The following is a 16,708-nucleotide window of genomic DNA, read 5'->3' as shown; positions in this document are numbered from 1 at the left end:
CATGTCCATCGAATCCATCGGGGTCTCCCCCGAGATCGCCGAGAAGCCGAAGGTGCGCAAGCGCACCTCGATGATGGCCCTCTACACGCGACGTTTCCTGCGCAACCGCGGGGCCGTCATCGGCGTCGTCGTCCTCGCCCTGCTCGTGCTGTTCGCGATCATCGGACCGCTCGTCTCGCCGTACACGCACGAGGAACTCGACTTCCTCGCACTCCGTCAGGCTCCGTCGGCCGCCCACTGGTTCGGGACGAACGGCTCGGGCAACGACAACTTCGCGCAGGTCGCGGTCGGTCTGCAGCGCTCGATGATGATCGCGGTGCTGGTCTCGGTGGGGACGACGGCCCTCTCCGCCGTCATCGGTGCCACCGCGGCGTACTTCGGCGGTCCCTACGAGCGGATCACGCTCACCGTCATCCACTTCATGATGGTGATCCCGAACTTCCTCATCCTCGCGATGATCTCCAACGACGCGGGCGGCAACTGGCTCATCATCTCGCTGGTGATGATCTTCATCGTGGGCTGGTTCTTCCCGGCGCGCGTGATTTGGACACTCTCGCTCTCCCTGAAGGAGCGCGAGTACATCCACGCCGCGCGCTACGCCGGTCTCTCCGGCATGAGCATCGTGATGCGGCACATGCTGCCCAACATCGGGTCGCTGCTGGTGATCAACTTCACCATCGGCGTCGTCAACGCGGTGGTGACGGAGACCGGCCTGTCCTTCCTCGGCTTCGGCGTGAAGCTGCCGGACGTCTCGCTGGGCGCACTCATCGGCTACGGATCCAGCACGCTGGTCAGCGCTCCCTGGCTCTTCTACTTCCCCGCTGCGGCGCTCACGCTGCTCACCGTGTCGATGGCCCTCATCGCCGACGGCCTGCGCGACGCCCTCGATCCGACCTCGGCGGCTGGAGGTCGCGCATGAGTACTGTCCTCTCCGTCCGCGACCTCAAGGTCAGCTTCGCCTCCGAGGCGGGGCGCGTGGATGCCGTGCGCGGTGTCTCCTTCGACCTCGAAGCAGGAAAGACCCTCAGCATCGTCGGCGAGTCCGGCTCGGGCAAGTCGGTGACATCGCTGGCGATCATGGGCCTGCTCGACGAGAACGCCAAGGTCACCGGCTCCATCGTGTTCGACGGCCAGGAGCTGATCGGCAAGTCCGACAAGCAGCTCTCCGTGATCCGAGGCAACGGCATGGCCATGGTCTTCCAAGACCCGCTGACGTCCCTCACCCCCGTGTTCACGATCGGCGATCAGCTCATCGAGGCGCTCACCGTGCACCGCCGGCTCTCCAGGAAGGCTGCGTGGGATCGCTCGGTCGAGTTGCTGAAGCTCGTCGGCATCCCCGAGCCCGAACGGCGCATGAAGGCCTTCCCGCACGAGTTCTCCGGCGGCATGCGCCAGCGCGTGGTGATCGCCATCGCGATGGCGAACGACCCTAAGCTGATCATCGCCGACGAGCCGACCACGGCCCTGGACGTGACCATCCAGGCGCAGATCCTGGAGCTCATGGACAAGGCGCAGGAGGAGACCGGCGCCGCCATGATCATGATCACGCATGACATGGGCGTCGTCGCCAAGACCGCGGACGACGTGCTCGTCATGTACGCGGGCAAGCCCGTGGAGCACGCCCCCGTGCGCGAATTGTTCTACCGCACGCGGATGCCGTACTCGATCGGCCTGCTCGGCGCGATCCCCCGGGTCGACAAGACCGAGAAGGTGCCGCTGATCCCGATCAAGGGCAATCCGCCGCTCCTCATCAACCTCCCGGACGCCTGCCCGTTCGCGGCCCGGTGCCCGATCGCGATCGACGCCTGCCGCCAGCGGGAGCCGGAGTTGCTGCCCATCGCGACCGAGGGGCACGCCGACCACACCGTGGCCTGCATCCGTGCCCACGACATCGATGACGACGGGATGATCGGCGGGCTGCCGGTGTTCCCCGTCCCGGAGCTCCCGGAGAGCAGCCTCACGAAGATCCCCCGTGAAGAGCGTCCGATCACCCTCGAGGCGATCAACCTGAAGAAGACCTTCCCGCTGATGAAGGGATCGTTCCTCAAGCGCAAGGTCGGCGAGGTGCAGGCCGTCAAGGGCATCAGCTTCGACATCCGAGAGGGCGAGACCCTCGCGATCGTCGGCGAGTCCGGCAGCGGCAAGACCACGACGCTGCTGCAGATCATGGACCTCGTGAAGCAGGAGGACGGAGACATCCGGATCGCCGGCACGAGCGTGGCGGACATCAAGAACCGCGCGCAGGAGCGTCAGCTCCGCCGTGACCTGCAGATCGTCTTCCAGGACCCGATGGGCGCTCTCGACCCGCGCATGACGGTATGGGACATCATCGCCGAGCCGATGCTGGCGATCGGCATGGACAAGGACGAGGTCTTCGACCGGGTCGAGGAGCTGATGGGTCTGGTCGGACTCGACCCCGCCCACGTCGATCGCTTCCCGCAGGCGTTCTCCGGCGGTCAGCGTCAGCGCATCGGCATCGCCCGTGCGCTGTCGACGAACCCGAAGATCGTCGTGCTCGACGAGCCGGTCTCCGCCCTCGACGTCTCCATCCAGGCGGGCGTGATCAACCTGCTCGACGAGCTGAAGGCGAAGCTGGGCCTGTCGTACCTGTTCGTCGCGCACGACCTCGCCGTGATCCGCCACATCGCCGACCGCGTCGCCGTGATGTACAAAGGCTCGTTCGTGGAGCAGGGCGACGTCGACCAGGTGTTCGACGATCCGCAGCATCCGTACACGAAGGCTCTGCTCTCCGCGATCCCGATCCCGGACCCGGACGTGGAGCGCACCCGCGAGCGGATCATCCTTCCGGTGGAGGGCTTCGACGCGGCGGCGGTGGCCGCGAACTGACCCGCGGACAATTGTGCACAGTCCGATAACGGTTCCGTGCGCAATGCGTTTCGCGCGCAGAGGGCGGAGATAGTCTGCCCCTATCCCAAGTAAGGCCGACAGGCACTAAGGAGTACCATGAAACGGCATCACAAGCTGATGGGCATCGTCGCTCTCGGCGGCGCCTTCGCACTCGCCATGAGCGGATGTGCGCCGGCTGGCAACGGCGGCGGAAACGGCGGCGAGGGCGAAGGCCCCAAGACCGTCGAGGGCGCGGACTACAACCCGCAGCCGCGCGAGAACCTCGCTGAAGGCGGCGAGCTCCGCATCCCCGTCTCGAACATCGCCGAGCAGCTGAACTACTTCCACAGCGACGGCGACGCCCGCGTCACTCAGATCGGAACCTGGTTCCGCCCGCAGGTCCTCCTGATGGACCCGGACGGCACCGTCAAGCCGAACCCCGCGTACCTGGACGACTACTCCTTCGGCGTCGAGGACGGCAAGACCGTCCTGCACTTCAAGGTGAACGAGAAGGCCGTCTGGAACGACGGCACGCCGATCGACGTCACCGCCTTCAAGGCCACCTGGGAAGCCCAGAACGGCACCAACGAGGAGTACCTGCCGAACGCGACCGACGGCTGGAAGGAGATCGAGTCCGTCGAGGCCGGCGAGAACGACCGCGACGTCATCGTCACCTTCAAGGGCGAGTTCGCCTGGCCGGAGATGGTGTACTCGCAGCTTCTGCACCCCGCCGTCAACACCCCGGAGCTGTTCAACACGGCCTTCCTGGGTGACTGGCACCCGGAGTGGGCAGCCGGCCCCTACACCGTCGAGGAGTTCGACAAGACCGGCGGCGTGGTCACCCTCGTCCCGAACGAGAAGTGGTGGGGCGAGGCTCCGCTGCTCGACAAGGTCACCTTCATCCAGATGGAGCCGACCGCCGCTGTCAACGCGCTGCGCAACGGTGAGGTCGACATGGCCGAGACCGGCAGCGCCGAGCTGCTCGCGCAGGTCGAGGACCTCGACGGCGTGAAGACCTACAGCGGCCAGGCGACCGCCAACGCGCTGTTCACCCTGAACGCGGCGTCCCCCGCCCTCGGCGAGATCGAGGTCCGCGAGGCCGTCATGACGGCGATCAACATCGAGCAGATCAAGCAGATCGTCTTCAACGGCCTCAACTACACCGAGGAGCCGGCCGGTTCACTCACCCTCTTCTCGTTCCAGCCGAACTACTTCAACGCTCTGGAGAAGGCCGGCCGCACGGACGGCGACGTCGACAAGGCGAACAAGCTGCTCGACGACGCGGGCTGGGTCGCCGGTGAGGACGGCATCCGCGAGAAGGACGGCGTGCGCCTGTCGCTCGTCTTCCCGGTGCACAGCGACACCGAGACCGCGAAGGCCCGCTCGCTCGCGGTGCAGTCGCAGCTGAAGGAGGTCGGCATCGAGGTGCAGGTGGACATGCGCCCCTCCGCCGACTTCGCCGAGGACTACACCAACCAGAACGGTGACATGTTCTTCCTGAACTTCACCTCGTCCGACCCGTTCGGCGCGGCGTGGTTCTGCCAGCTCTACTGCTCCGACAGCGGACTGAACCTCTCGGGCACCGGCACCGAGGAGATCGACACGATGATCCACGAGGAGCTGGAGACCATCTCCGACCCGGTCGAGCAGACCAAGAAGGCCATGGAGATGGAGGCGGAGATCTTCGCCAAGACCTGGGGCATCATGCCCGTCCTCAACGGCCCGGAGATCTGGACCGTCAAGGAAGGTCTCGCGAACCTCACCCCCGAGCCCTACGTGGGTCTCGACCTCTTCGGCATCACGCCGGTGGAGAACGTGGGTTACGAGAAGTGATCCTGACGGGTCGCTGAGCTGAGTCGAAGCGCCCGGGGCGGGGCCGGTGGTTCATCCACCGGCCCCGCCTTTCTGTCTGCCGACGTGCTTATGCTGGGGGCGTGAGCGTCCAGATCGTCCTCGTGCACGGCATCCGCACGTCCGCGACGATGTGGCGTGCGCAGCTCGCCCACCTCGAGGAGCGCGGCATTCCCGCCACCGCCGTCGACCTGCCGGGGCACGGCACCCGGATGCAGGAGGACTTCACCCTCCATGAGGCCCTGCACACCATCGACGCCGCGGTGCGCGCGGCCGCGGAGAAGGGGCCTGTCCTTCTCGTGGGCCACTCGATGGGCGGACTCCTGTCCCTCGCCTACGTCGGCGGCGCCCAGACTCCGCCGGTCGCAGGGCTCGTCGCCGCCTCCTGCACCGCGCTCCCCCACGGCACGAGTCTCGCCGCGTACCGGCTGATCGCGCGGGCCGTGGACCGTCTTCCCGACCGCGGCATGTGGATCACCGATCGCATCCTCGACGCGACGATCCCGCACGAGACCCGGGGCGACTTCGCCGCCGGCGGGTACGCCCTGGACACGCAGGACACGGCGCTGCGGAACCTGGCCGCTCTCGACCTCGCCACCGCCGTGCAGCGGATCCGCATCCCGCTCTGGTTCGTGAACGGGCAGTACGACCAGCTGCGGGTCAACGAATCCCTGTTCCGAAGGCTCGCACCGCACGCGGAGCTCATCGTGGTGCCGCGCACCACCCACCTCGTCACGGCCATGCGCCCGCAGGTCTTCAACGCCGTGCTCCGGCTGGCGATCGCGACGGTCGAGGCCACGGTCACCGAGACGGCTGACGCGCGCACGCCGTGAGAGCGCCGCCGGCCGCCGAGAGCACCGCGGCGGAGGCGAAGACCAGCCGGAAGCCGCCGACGAGCGCCACGAGCCCTGCGCCGAGCACCGGCCCGATCAGCTGACCGAGCGCCGCGGTGACGTTGACGATGCCGAGGTCCCGCGCGTGGTCCTTCTCATCGGGGAGGAGGTCGGCTGCGAACGCGAGTCCGACCGTCGAGAACGCCCCGTAGCCGAGCCCCATGAGCGCCGCCGCCACCATCGTCGCCTCGAAGGAGGGCGCGACCGCGATCACGATGCCGGATGCCGCCTGCACGAGCGTGGCGATGACGGTGAGGCGCCTGCGGTCGCCCGTGCGGTCGGAGAGGAGGCCTGTGAAGACGGAGGCGATCACGACGAAGACGGTGTAGACGACGATCAGGAGCAGGAGGTTGTCCTGCGCCTCGGCGCTCGGCTGGTTCAGTCCGTGCAGGAGGAAGAAGAGGAACAGTGCCGTGCCGAGCGCGTTGCCGATGTTCGCGACGAGTCGGCCGGAGAGCATCCAGGCGAAGTCCCGGTCGCGCAGCGATGCGAGGGGATGCCGTTCCCCGCGCTCCGCTCGCATGCCCGTGACGGCGGGCGGATCGGGGAGCAGTGCGGCGGTGACCGTGCCGACGACGGCGATCACGCCGGCGAGGAGCAGGTAGCCGTCGCGGATGCCGAGTCCCAGCAGCACCACGAGTCCGACGCCGAGCACGATGCCCACGGCCTGACTGGAGCCCACCGCGGCAGAGGCCGCGCCGCGCTGCGCCGGAGGGAGCTGATCGGCGATGAGGGCGGTGAAAGCCGCCGAGGCGACGGCGATGCCGACCGAGACGCCCACCCAGCCGGCGCCCACGCTCCACGGCCCCTCGGCGTATCCCGTGAGGAGGAGACAGGCGGCGGTCAGCCACACTCCGCCGAGCGCCCACGGACGACGTCTCCTGCGCCCTGCGGGTGCACGATCGGAGAGCGCTCCGGCGAGAGGGCCGGCGACGATCCCGGCCAGACCGCCCACGCCGAGCACGAGCCCGGAGGAGACGACTCCGCGGATCCAGTCGTCCTCCGGTGTGTCCAGCTGCAGCGGAAGGAGCAGCTGGACCGGCGTGAGCTGGACGGTCCAGATCGCCAGCCACGCGAGGGTGAACGAGGTCATCCAGCGGGCGCCGGCCTTCACCGTGGCGGTCACCGCGAGATCTCCGCCCGGTGCCGCGCGATGACGTCCCGGTACCAGTCGTAGGACGCCTTCGGCGTGCGCTCCCCCGTCTCGAAGTCGACGTGCACGAGTCCGAAGCGCTGCGTGTACCCGTCGGCCCACTCCCAGTTGTCCAGCAGCGACCACACGGTGTACTCCTCCACCGGGACGCCCTGGGCGATCGCCTCGGCCACCGCAGAGAGGTGGCCCGCGAGATAGTCGATGCGGTCGGCATCCTCCACCCTCCCCGCGCGGTCGGGCTCGGGGAACGAGGCGCCGTTCTCTCCGATGATCACGGGCGGCAGCTGCGGATGCCGGCGCCGGAGGTCGACCAGCAGGTCGCGGAGCGCCTCAGGCATGATCGGCCACTCCGGGCCGAATCCGGTGACAGGGACTCCCGGGGTCGGCACGATGTCGAACGGGATCGGCTCCCCCGGCGCCGCGACGGTGACCGTGGTCGGGTTGTAGAAGTTGATGCCGTAGAAGTCGACGGAGCCGCCGATGAGTTCGAGGTCGCCGGGGAGCATGGGCATGTCCGGGAGCCCGAGAGCGGCGAGATCCGGATACCCTCCGCCGAGCAGCGGCTCGCTGAAGACCCGATTGTGGATGATGTCGTAGGCGTGCGCGGCCGCGTGGTCCTCCGGCGTGTCGTGGAGCGGCAGCACCCACGTGTGGTTGTTCACGAGGCCGACGTGCGACGAGCCGTGCGCACGCAGCACCTCCGCGGCACGGGCATGCGCGAGCAGCTGATGGTGCACGGTCGGCAGCGCGCCGAAGAGGAGCTGCCGCCCCGGGGCCAGGGCACCGGTCGCATAGCCCTGAAGCGTCGTCATGGCCGGCTCGTTGAGCGTGTACCAGTGCCGCACCCGGTCGCCCAGGCGCTCCGCGACGAGGTCCGCGTACTCGGCGAATCGGGAAGCGGTGTCGCGCTCAAGCCAGCCGCCGTCCTCCTCGACCGCGCTCGGCAACTCCCAGTGGTACAGAGTCGGGAGCGGCGTGACACCTGCATCGAGCAGGGCGTCGACGACACGCGAGTAGTGATCGAGCGCCGTTCCGTTCGCCGGTCCCCTCCCTTCGGGCTGCACCCGAGCCCATTGGATCGAGAAGCGATAGCGGTCCAGCCCGAGCCCGGCCGCCAGGGAGACGTCGGCCTCCGGATGCCGGTAGCTGTCGCACGCCGGGTCTGCGGTCGAGCCGTCCTTGATCGCCCCAGGGCGTTCGAGGAAGTCGTCCCAGATCGACCGCCCCCGGCCGTCTGCGGTGCGCGCTCCCTCGACCTGGAAGGCGGAGGTCGCCGCGGAGAAGCGGAAGCCGTTCGGGAGGGCAGCGCTCATGAGGCTCCTTGACGTCGATGTCGGGATATCGTCGATTCTGCACCCGGTTCCACATTCTGCGCGACGGAGTCCCGCGGGAGAGCGCCGTGTCGCAGCATCCGATCGGCTCACAGGCCCCGTTTAGGGGGAACCGCTCGACTGCTGGTAGAGTTGACTCTTGGCTTGCGTGTGGGTTCTTCCCTCACGACCGCCGCGCAGGAGCCCTCTTCTCCGGCCGGCACTCCGAAACAACTCCTGTACAGAAAGCGTCCACACGTGGCAAACATCAAGTCGCAGATCAAGCGCAACAAGACCAACGAGAAGGCTCACGAGCGCAACAAGGCCGTGAAGAGCGAGCTGAAGACGCACATCCGCGCCGCCCGCACCGCCATCGCGACCGGCGACAAGGCTGCGGCCGAGGCCGCCGTCAAGGTCGCCTCCCGCAAGCTCGACAAGGCCGTCAGCAAGGGTGTCATCCACCAGAACCAGGCGGCGAACCGCAAGTCGGCGATCGCCAAGCAGGTCGCCGCTCTCTGAGTCGCAGCATCTGACAGAGCCCGTCCCGTTCGCGGGGCGGGCTCTTCTGCATCCCTGAGCACTGCGGCGGGCCCTCTGCTGCCCGCGGTGGTGCTACTCCCCGAAGGGCTGGCGAGTCGCGATCACCGTCACCATGCGCTCGAGCGCGAAGATCGGGTCACGGGCGGCGCCCTTGACCTCGGCGTCCGCGCGGGCCGTCGCCTGGATCGCCATGCCGAGGGAGCGCTCGTTCCAGCCGGCGAGATCCCGGCGGGCACGGTCCACCTGCCAGTCCTTCATGCCGAGCCGCTGCGCGAGCTGCCTGCTGGGTTCCCTGTTGCCGGCGACGCGCGCCATCGTGCGCAGCTTCATCGCGAACGCGGCGACCATCGGTACAGGGTCGGCTCCGGAGGCGAGTGCGTGGCGAAGGGCGATCAGGGCCTCACCGTAGCGCCCCGCGATCGCGGTGTCGGCGACGACGAAGGCGGAGACCTCGACGCGGCCGCCGTAGTACTTCGTCACGACGTCCTCGGTGACGTCGCCCTCGACGTCGCCGATCAGCTGCTGGCACGCGGCGGCGAGTTCGGTGAGGTCGTCGGCGAAGGCGGAGACCAGCGCGCGCATGGCCGCCGGGGCGATGCGCTTCTTCGCCGCCTTGAACTCCCCCGCCGCGAAGTCGACGCGGTCGCCGTCGCGCTTGATCGCGGGGCAGGCGATCTCGATGCCGTCACCCTCACCCGCGCGCAGCGCGTCGAGGAGCTTCTTCCCGCGCACGGTGGCGCCGGTGTGGCGGAGGACGACGGTGGCGCCGTCCTGCGTCTGCGCGAGGTAGGAGACCGCCTCCTGGAGGAACGCGTCGGAGCACTTCTCGACGCCGGAGACGCGGACCAGCCGGGGCTCGCCGAACAGCGAGGGCGAGGTGAGGGAGAGCAGCGTGCCGGGCGCGTAGTCGTCGGCGCGGACGTCGTGGACCTCGAGCGCCGGGTCCTCGGCGCGGAGGTAGTCGCGGACGCCGGCGATCGCGCGCTCCGCGCAGACCTCTTCGGGGCCGGACACGAGGACGACGGGCGCCGGACGTGGATCCCGCCAGGAGACCTGAGGGACCTTGGTGGGCTTGGCCCCGCCACGGGAGGAGGAACGCGGAGCTGCCATGCCACCAGCCTACCGGCGGGCGCCGACACCGCCGCGGCGATCAGGGCGGATTCTCGGTCCACACCTCCAGCGCGCCGTCGCGCACGGCGAGAAGGATCCGCCCCTGCAGGTCGGTGCGCAGCACGACCGCACCGGCCGCCTGCAGGAGATCGAGGGTCTCGTCGCGCGGATGCCCGTAGTCGTTGCCCGCGCCGGCGCTGAAGAGGGCGGCCGTGGCGCTCACCTCCTCGTACAGCCCCGGGTCCTGGTCGGCGCTGCCGTGGTGAGCCACCTTCACGACGTCGTAGTCACCCACCATGCGGGCAGTGCGCAGCATCATGCGCTGCGGGGCGGCGGAGAGGTCACCGAGGAAGAGTGCGCGCGGCACTCCTCCTCCCGAGAACTCCACGACGACGCTCGCGTCGTTCCCCGCGGGGAAGGCCATCGAATCGCGCTGCGGCCAGAGCACACGCCAGGCCGCACCGCCGAGAACGCCTCTCAGGCCCGCCGAGGCCGGCGTCACGACCGCACCGGCAGCGGCGAGGTCGTCGACGAGCCGCTCGTCCTCGGACTCGCCCGGCGGCCCGTGCAGCACGGCGTCGACGCGCCCCCGGACGCCCGCGACGCCGCCCACGTGGTCGAGGTCGAAATGCGTGAGGACGAGCAGATCGATCCGGTCGATGCCGAGCGAGCTCAGGCAGTCCTGCAGGGGCTCCGGTTCCGGGCCGGTGTCGATGAGCGCGATATGCCCTTCCGACCGGACCAGCACGGCATCCCCCTGTCCCACGTCGCAGGCGGCGATCGACCATCCTTCCGGTGTCGCCGCTGTCGCCAGCGGGCCGCTGAGGAGCAGGTGGGCGCCGCCGAGCGCGGACGCCACCACCAGCACACCGGCGGCGGCCATCCGGATCCCGCGCATCCACCCGATGCGCACGCCGACAACGAGCTCGCGCCCGCCGACGCGCGGACCGATCAGGACCACCCCGACGGCTGCGCTGAGCACCGTGACGAGGACGGCGCTGCCGATGCCGGGGATCAGCACGATCTGCGCGAAGGGCAGGCGTGCACTCACCCCGGCGGTCGTGGCGATCCAGGCCGCGGGCAGCCACGCGGAGGCGGCGAGGAGGTCTGCGAGCGGGCCGATCGGAGCACTGAGGCACCCGAGGAGGCCGACGACCGTCGCGATCGGGGCCGCAGGAGCCGCGAGCAGGTTCGCCGCGACGCCGACCAGCGACTGCTGCTCGGCGAACAGCGCGATGATGGGCCCGCAGGCCAGCTGCGCGGCGAGGGGCACCGCGAGCGCCAGCGCCACCGGGTGCGGCATCCACCGTCCGATGCCGCGCGCCAGCGCCGGCGCCAGCAGGATCAGCGCACCCGAGGCGACGACGGACAGTGCGAACCCCGGCGTCGATGCCAGCCAGGGATCGGCGATCAGGATGCCCGCGGCGCACAGGGCGAGCATCCCCGCGCCCGCACTCGGTCTGCCCAGCAGCACGGTGAGCATCGCGACCCCGGCCATCACGGATGCCCTGATCACGCTGGGCTCCGGCGTCACGAGGACCACGAATCCGGCCAGCGCGATCACGGCGAGAGCGACGCGCAGACCGCGCCCTCCCCCGCACAGCGCCACGAGCCAGAACACGGCGCCGACGACGATCGCGCAGTTGGCGCCGGACACGGCGGTGAGGTGGCTGAGGCCGCTCGCGCGCATGTCGTCGTTCAGCTCCGGTGTCACGGCGGTCGTGTCGCCCACGGCGAGCCCGGGAAGGAGGCCGCCACCTGGTTCCGGCAGCCGCACCGCCCGCTCGACGAAGGCGTCGCGGACACTCGCGGCGACGGCGAAGACCCCGCCCGCCCGCCGGTCGATCCCGGCAGTGCTCGCGAAGATCACGAGCGCAGACCGCTCCCCCGGGTCCGTCACCGCCGCCTCCCCGATCACCCGGATGCCGGCGCCGAGAGCGAACCCCTGTCCCGGCTCGACGCCGATCCGCACCGGCGCCGAGGCAGCCGACGGCGCTCCGGGCGGGCCGAGGCCGGTGAGCTGAGCCTCCACCCACAGGCGACCGTCCCGGCCGAGCGCGGCCGAGGAGGTGATCTCCGCGGTGGCCTCCACCACGCGACCGTCCCACGCCGCCGCGACGTCGCGTTCGGGCACCGCCAGGACCACCGTGAACGCGACAGCGGCCGACGCTGCGAGGATGACGGCGGCGACCGCGCCGCGGACGACGGCGTCGTGCTCCCGCTGCCGTCGCCACAGGCAGCCCAGGACGACGATCATCGCGAGCACGCCGCCCAGCGCGCACCACGGGGCGGTGGCGGGGAGGAACACGCACAGCAGCGCCACCGACCACACCGTCGCAGTGAGCGGCAGCATCCGCAGATCGCGCCTCACACGCGCACCCCGTCTCGGATGCCGGCGAGCAGCTTCTCGCCGATTCCCGGCACGGCGAGAAGGTCGTCGACCGACTGGAATCGGCCGTTCTCCTCCCGCCAGGCGACGATGCGCTCTGCCAGGGCGGGCCCGATACGCGGCAGCGTCTCCAGCGCCGCCTGATCCGCGGTGTTCAGGTCGATGCGGCCGTCCGCCGGCGGGGCCGGTCCTGCGGCTCCCGGCGCGCCGCCCGCGACGGGCACGACCACCTGCTCGCCGTCTTCGAGGAGGCGCGCCAGGTTGACGGCGGCGAGGTCGGCGGCATCCGTCGTCCCGCCCGCGGCGGCGACCGCGTCGACGAGCCGGGCATCGAGATCGAGGACATAGAGGCCGGGCCTCTCCACGGCGCCCAGCACGTGCACGTACAGCTCGCCGGAGGGGACCGGCGACGCGCCGCCCTCCGCCAGGGGCAGCGACTGCACCGGCGACGCCTGCCCGCGCAGCACGCCGATCCCCACGGCGCCCGACAGCACGACGAGCCCGAGCACGACGGCCGCGCCGATGCTCAGCCGCAGCCGCCGCGGAGGGGTGGACGGCGGCTGCGGCTGAGGCATCCCGCCACGCTAGACGCCACCGGAGACCCCGAGCCTCCGCGAGAACGCGGTCGGTGGAGAAGTCGTCCTCACCCGACGGCTGTGCAGAAGGCCCGGGACGGTTGCCGGTTCAGCCCTTGACGACGATGCTGACGATCTTCGGGGCGCGCACGACGATCTTGACGATCTCGCGGCCGTCGAGAGAGCGGATGACGCGCTCGTCGGCGAGGGCGAGCGCCTCCAGCTCCTTCTCGCCGATGCGAGCGGGAACCTCGAGCTGCGCCCGGACCTTGCCGCCGATCTGCACGACCGCGGTGACGGAGTCCTCGACGAGCAGCGCCGGATCGGCGGAACGCCAGTTCACCAGGCCCACGGAGGGCTCGTGACCGAGGATCTCCCACATCTCCTCCGCAGTGTGCGGGGCGATGAGGTCGAGCATCACGGCGATGGTCTCGGCTGCCTCGCGGACGGCGGGGTCAGCGGGTCCCGCGGCGCCGTCGATGGTCTTGCGGGTGATGTTCACCAGCTCCATCAGTCGGGCGACGAGCACGTTGAACTTGGTCTGCTCGACGAGCGCGGGCGCCTCGGACAGCAGCTTGTGCGTCGCGCGGCGCAGGGCTGCGTCGCCGCCGTCGAACACGACGTCGACGGGGCTGGAGACCTCGCGGGCGATGCGCAGTGCACGGGCCAGGAACTTCTGGGCGCCCGTCGTCGAGACGTCGGCCCAGTCCTTGTCGTCCTCCACCGGGCCGGCGAAGGCGAGCCCGACCCGCAGCGCGTCGGCGCCGTGGGCGTCGAGCTCCTCCTGGAACAGCACCAGGTTGCCCTTGCTCTTCGACATCTTCTGGCCGTCGAGCAGCACCATGCCCTGGTTGATCAGGTTCGAGAACGGCTCGGTGAAGTCGATCAGGCCCATGTCGAACAGGACCTTGGTGATGAACCGCGCGTAGAGCAGGTGCAGGATGGCGTGCTCGACGCCGCCGATGTAGGAGTCGACGGGGGCCCAGCGGTCGGCCTCGGCGGGGTCGAAGGCCATGGCGTCGCTGTTCGGCGACAGGAAGCGCAGGAAGTACCAGGAGCTGTCCACGAAGGTGTCCATGGTGTCGGGGTCGCGCAGCACCGGGTCGCCGGATGCGGGGTCGACCGTGCGCACCCAGCTCTCCGCGCCGCCCAGCGGCGAGGTGCCCTTCGGCGCGAGGTCCAGGCCCTCGACGCTGGGCAGCTTCACCGGCAGCTGCTCCTCCGGGACCGGGATGATCCGGCCGTCCTCGGCGTGCAGCATCGGGATCGGCGTGCCCCAGAAGCGCTGCCGGGAGATCAGCCAGTCCCGCAGGCGGTAGTTCTTCGCGGCGCGGCCGGTGCCGGACGCCTCCAGCTGCTCGATCGCACGGGCGATCGCGTTGCGCTTGGACAGGCCGTTCAGGTCGCCGGAGTTGATCATGCGGCCCTCGCCGCTCAGGGCGACCCCGGTGATCGACGGGTGCTGCTCGTCGAGCGTCGGCAGGCCGGTGTCGATGGGCACGCCGTCCTCGTCGACCTCGATGACCGGCATGGCGCCGGTGATCGGGGCGGTGGTGTCGACGACCACCTTGACCGGCAGGTCGAAGGCGCGGGCGAAGTCGAGGTCGCGCTGGTCGTGCGCGGGCACGGCCATCACGGCGCCGTGGCCGTAGTCGGCCAGCACGTAGTCCGCGGCCCAGATCGGCAGCTTCTCGCCGTTCACCGGGTTGATCGCGTAGCGCTCCAGGAACACGCCGGTCTTCGGCCGGTCCGTGGCCTGCCGGTCGATGTCGGTCTCCTTCTGCACCTCGGTGAGGTACGTCTGGAAGCGCTCGCGCACCTCGGCCGGGGCCTCCGCTGCCAGCTCGGCGGCCAGGTCGCCGTCGGGGGCGACGACGAAGAACGTCGCGCCGTGCAGGGTGTCGGGGCGCGTGGTGAAGACGGTGACCGGCTCGTCACGGCCCTCGATGCGGAAGTCCACATCGGCGCCCACCGAGCGGCCGATCCAGTTGCGCTGCATCTGCAGCACCTTCTGCGGCCAGAAGCCCTCCAGCTGGTTCAGGTCGTCCAGCAGGCGGTCGGCGTACTCGGTGATGCGGAAGTACCACTGGGTGAGCTTCTTCTTGATGACCTCGGCGCCGCAGCGGTCGCAGCGGCCGTCGACGACCTGCTCGTTCGCCAGCACGGTCTGGTCGTTCGGGCACCAGTTCACCGGGCTCTTCTTGCGGTACGCCAGGCCGCGCTCGTACAGCTTCAGGAACAGCCACTGGTTCCAGCGGTAGTACTCCGGGTCGGAGGTGTGCAGCACGCGCGTCCAGTCGAAGGAGACGCCGTACGCCTCGAAGCCCGCCTTCTGCTGCGCGATGTTCTGATAGGTCCACTCGCGCGGGTCGGCGCCCTGGCGGATGGCCGCGTTCTCGGCGGGCAGGCCGAAGGAGTCCCAGCCGATCGGGTTCAGGACGTTGTGCCCGCGGTGCCGCCAGAAGCGCGCCACGATGTCCGAGTACAGGTAGTTCTCGGCGTGCCCCATGTGCAGATCGCCGGACGGGTACGGGAACATCGCCAGGACGTAGCGGCGGGGCCGCGTGTCGTCGGCGCCGCCGGTGAGGAACGTGCCGTTCTCCGCCCAGTGCTTCTGCCACTTGGCCTGGATGGCGTGCGCCGAGGAGATCTCCTCGTCGACGGGAGCGGTGGACAGGTTCTCAGACAACGAACGCACGACCAATCTGAAGGGAAAAGCGGGATCAGTTCAGGATATCGGAACCCCAGAGCTCGGGCATTTCCGCACCGAGGGCCGCGAGCGGGGCGCGCGCCTTGGTCGCGACCTCCGCGACCTCGGACGCCGGCACCGAGCGCCAGGTGATGCCGCCGCCCGCGCCGACCACCGCGCTGTCGGCATCCACGACGATGCTCCGGATCACCATCGCGAGGTCCACCCCGCCGTCGTCTCCGACATAGCCGAAGCAGCCGGCGTAGACGCCGCGCGGCCCGCCTTCGAGAGCCTGCAGCCGGGTCATGGCCGACAGCTTCGGCGCCCCGGTCATGCTGCCGGCGGGGAACGCGGCGTCCAGGAGCGCGCCCGCGGTCGTCCCCGGTGCGGCCGTGCCGCTGACCGTGCTCACCAGCTGGTGCACCGCGGGGTAGCTCTCCACGACCCACAGGCCGTCGACGCGGATCGACCCTGGCACGCACACCTGCGAGAGGTCGTTGCGCATCAGGTCGACGATCATCACGTTCTCCGCGCGCTCCTTGGGGTCCGCGGCGAGCTCTGCGGCGAGCGCGGCGTCGGTCTCCGCATCCCGTCCGCGCGGGCGGGTGCCCTTGATCGGCCTGGTGCGGATGACCCCGCCCGCGGCGTGCAGGAACTGCTCAGGGCTGGCGCTGAGCAGGGCCCGCCCGCCGATGCGCACGAAACCGCCGTGGTGGGCCGGGGTCGCGGAGCGGAGCCGCAGGTACGCGGCCACGGCGTCGTGCGCGCCCGGCACCGTGAAGCGCGTGGTGAGGCAGAGCTGATAGGCGATGCCGGCCCGGATGAGGTCGCGGCAGCGTTCGATGAGCGCGGCGTACTCGTCGGGGGTGTGCCGGGCCCTGGCGCCGGTCCGCTCTCCTGTGAAGGGGGTGACGGATGCCGGGGGCCGCTGCTCGTGCACGGTCCGCTCCCAGGAGTCCAGGTCTTCGTCTCCGGCGAGCGCCCAGGCACGCCCTGTCGCGTGGTCGAAGGCGACGGCGCGCGTCACCCGAAGCCAGGCGCCGCCTTCGGGATCGGCGCCCTCGGCGGTCGGAGCCCCGGCGCGCCGGGCGCCGCTCTCGTAGTCGTACCAGCCGACCCACCCGCCCTGGAACGGCGGGGCGCCGTCGGGTGCCGGCGTCTCGACATCGAGCCTTACGCCGGCGGGGAGCACTGAGCGCTCCCCGGTGCCCACGAAGCTCCAGCCCTCGTCGGCGTCCGCGCCCGCATCCAGCCAGAAGACGTCCTGGGCGACGCCCTCCAGGGCGAGGAAGAGGCCGGCGGGGTCCACTCCGGCGGCGAGGGGGCGGGCGGTCAGGCGGTGCGGCACGTT

The 16,708-nt window shown here is 70.3% G+C and carries 12 protein-coding genes; 5 read left to right on the top strand and 7 right to left on the bottom strand.

Features of this window, described 5'->3' with window-relative positions:
* The first annotated feature begins 1 nt into the window (after position 1).
* The 4 genes from G6G98_RS01055 (at position 2) to G6G98_RS01040 (ending at position 5,531) form a co-directional block, all read left to right on the top strand.
* On the top strand, positions 2-919 hold the full coding sequence (locus G6G98_RS01055; protein WP_164233851.1) for an ABC transporter permease: 918 nt from the start codon (positions 2-4) through the stop codon (positions 917-919).
* A complete protein-coding gene (locus G6G98_RS01050; RefSeq protein ID WP_067352601.1) occupies positions 916-2,847 on the top strand; it encodes an ABC transporter ATP-binding protein in 1,932 nt (643 codons plus the stop codon). Before G6G98_RS01055 ends, G6G98_RS01050 begins: the two co-directional genes overlap by 4 nt.
* 117 nt (positions 2,848-2,964) lie before the next feature.
* On the top strand, positions 2,965-4,680 hold the full coding sequence (locus G6G98_RS01045; RefSeq protein WP_067352604.1) for an ABC transporter family substrate-binding protein: 1,716 nt from the start codon (positions 2,965-2,967) through the stop codon (positions 4,678-4,680).
* A gap of 101 nt (positions 4,681-4,781) precedes the next feature.
* Positions 4,782-5,531 (top strand): alpha/beta fold hydrolase, encoded by a 750-nt coding sequence (locus G6G98_RS01040; protein ID WP_164233852.1) that lies wholly within the window; start codon positions 4,782-4,784, stop codon positions 5,529-5,531.
* Here the strand turns inward: G6G98_RS01040 and G6G98_RS01035 are convergent.
* Positions 5,500-6,717, bottom strand: coding sequence for an MFS transporter (locus tag G6G98_RS01035; RefSeq protein WP_243841969.1), 1,218 nt, complete (start codon positions 6,715-6,717; stop codon positions 5,500-5,502). The two genes, G6G98_RS01040 and G6G98_RS01035, sit on opposite strands and share 32 nt — an antisense overlap.
* A complete protein-coding gene (locus G6G98_RS01030) occupies positions 6,714-8,057 on the bottom strand; it encodes a GH1 family beta-glucosidase (RefSeq protein WP_164233853.1) in 1,344 nt (447 codons plus the stop codon). The genes G6G98_RS01035 and G6G98_RS01030 overlap by 4 nt, the downstream gene beginning before the upstream one ends.
* A 255-nt stretch (positions 8,058-8,312) precedes the next feature.
* Here G6G98_RS01030 and rpsT point away from each other — a divergent pair, with 255 nt between their 5' ends.
* Positions 8,313-8,573, top strand: a complete 261-nt coding sequence (rpsT, locus tag G6G98_RS01025) for a 30S ribosomal protein S20 (RefSeq protein WP_067352619.1) — start codon at positions 8,313-8,315, stop codon at positions 8,571-8,573.
* A gap of 93 nt (positions 8,574-8,666) precedes the next feature.
* Here the strand turns inward: rpsT and holA are convergent, their stop codons facing one another.
* The 5 genes from holA to G6G98_RS01000 form a co-directional block, all read right to left on the bottom strand.
* The gene (gene holA / locus G6G98_RS01020; RefSeq protein WP_164233854.1) at positions 8,667-9,704 is read right to left on the bottom strand and encodes a DNA polymerase III subunit delta; all 1,038 of its coding nucleotides are present in this window, start codon (positions 9,702-9,704) and stop codon (positions 8,667-8,669) included.
* A gap of 40 nt (positions 9,705-9,744) precedes the next feature.
* Positions 9,745-12,057, bottom strand: a complete 2,313-nt coding sequence (locus G6G98_RS01015) for a ComEC/Rec2 family competence protein (RefSeq protein ID WP_243841968.1) — start codon at positions 12,055-12,057, stop codon at positions 9,745-9,747.
* A 14-nt stretch (positions 12,058-12,071) separates the two neighbouring features.
* On the bottom strand, positions 12,072-12,668 hold the full coding sequence (locus G6G98_RS01010; RefSeq protein WP_164233855.1) for a ComEA family DNA-binding protein: 597 nt from the start codon (positions 12,666-12,668) through the stop codon (positions 12,072-12,074).
* A 109-nt stretch (positions 12,669-12,777) separates the two neighbouring features.
* Positions 12,778-15,357, bottom strand: a complete 2,580-nt coding sequence (gene leuS, locus G6G98_RS01005; protein ID WP_067352629.1) for a leucine--tRNA ligase — start codon at positions 15,355-15,357, stop codon at positions 12,778-12,780.
* A gap of 34 nt (positions 15,358-15,391) precedes the next feature.
* On the bottom strand, positions 15,392-16,705 hold the full coding sequence (locus G6G98_RS01000) for an anthranilate synthase component I family protein (protein WP_164233856.1): 1,314 nt from the start codon (positions 16,703-16,705) through the stop codon (positions 15,392-15,394).
* Positions 16,706-16,708: the final 3 nt, after the last annotated feature.

The organism is Microbacterium hydrocarbonoxydans, from assembly GCF_011752045.1.
Classification (GTDB): domain Bacteria; phylum Actinomycetota; class Actinomycetes; order Actinomycetales; family Microbacteriaceae; genus Microbacterium.
Note: the sequence above shows the minus strand (reverse complement) of the source record. Positions and strands in the feature narration are given on the sequence as shown.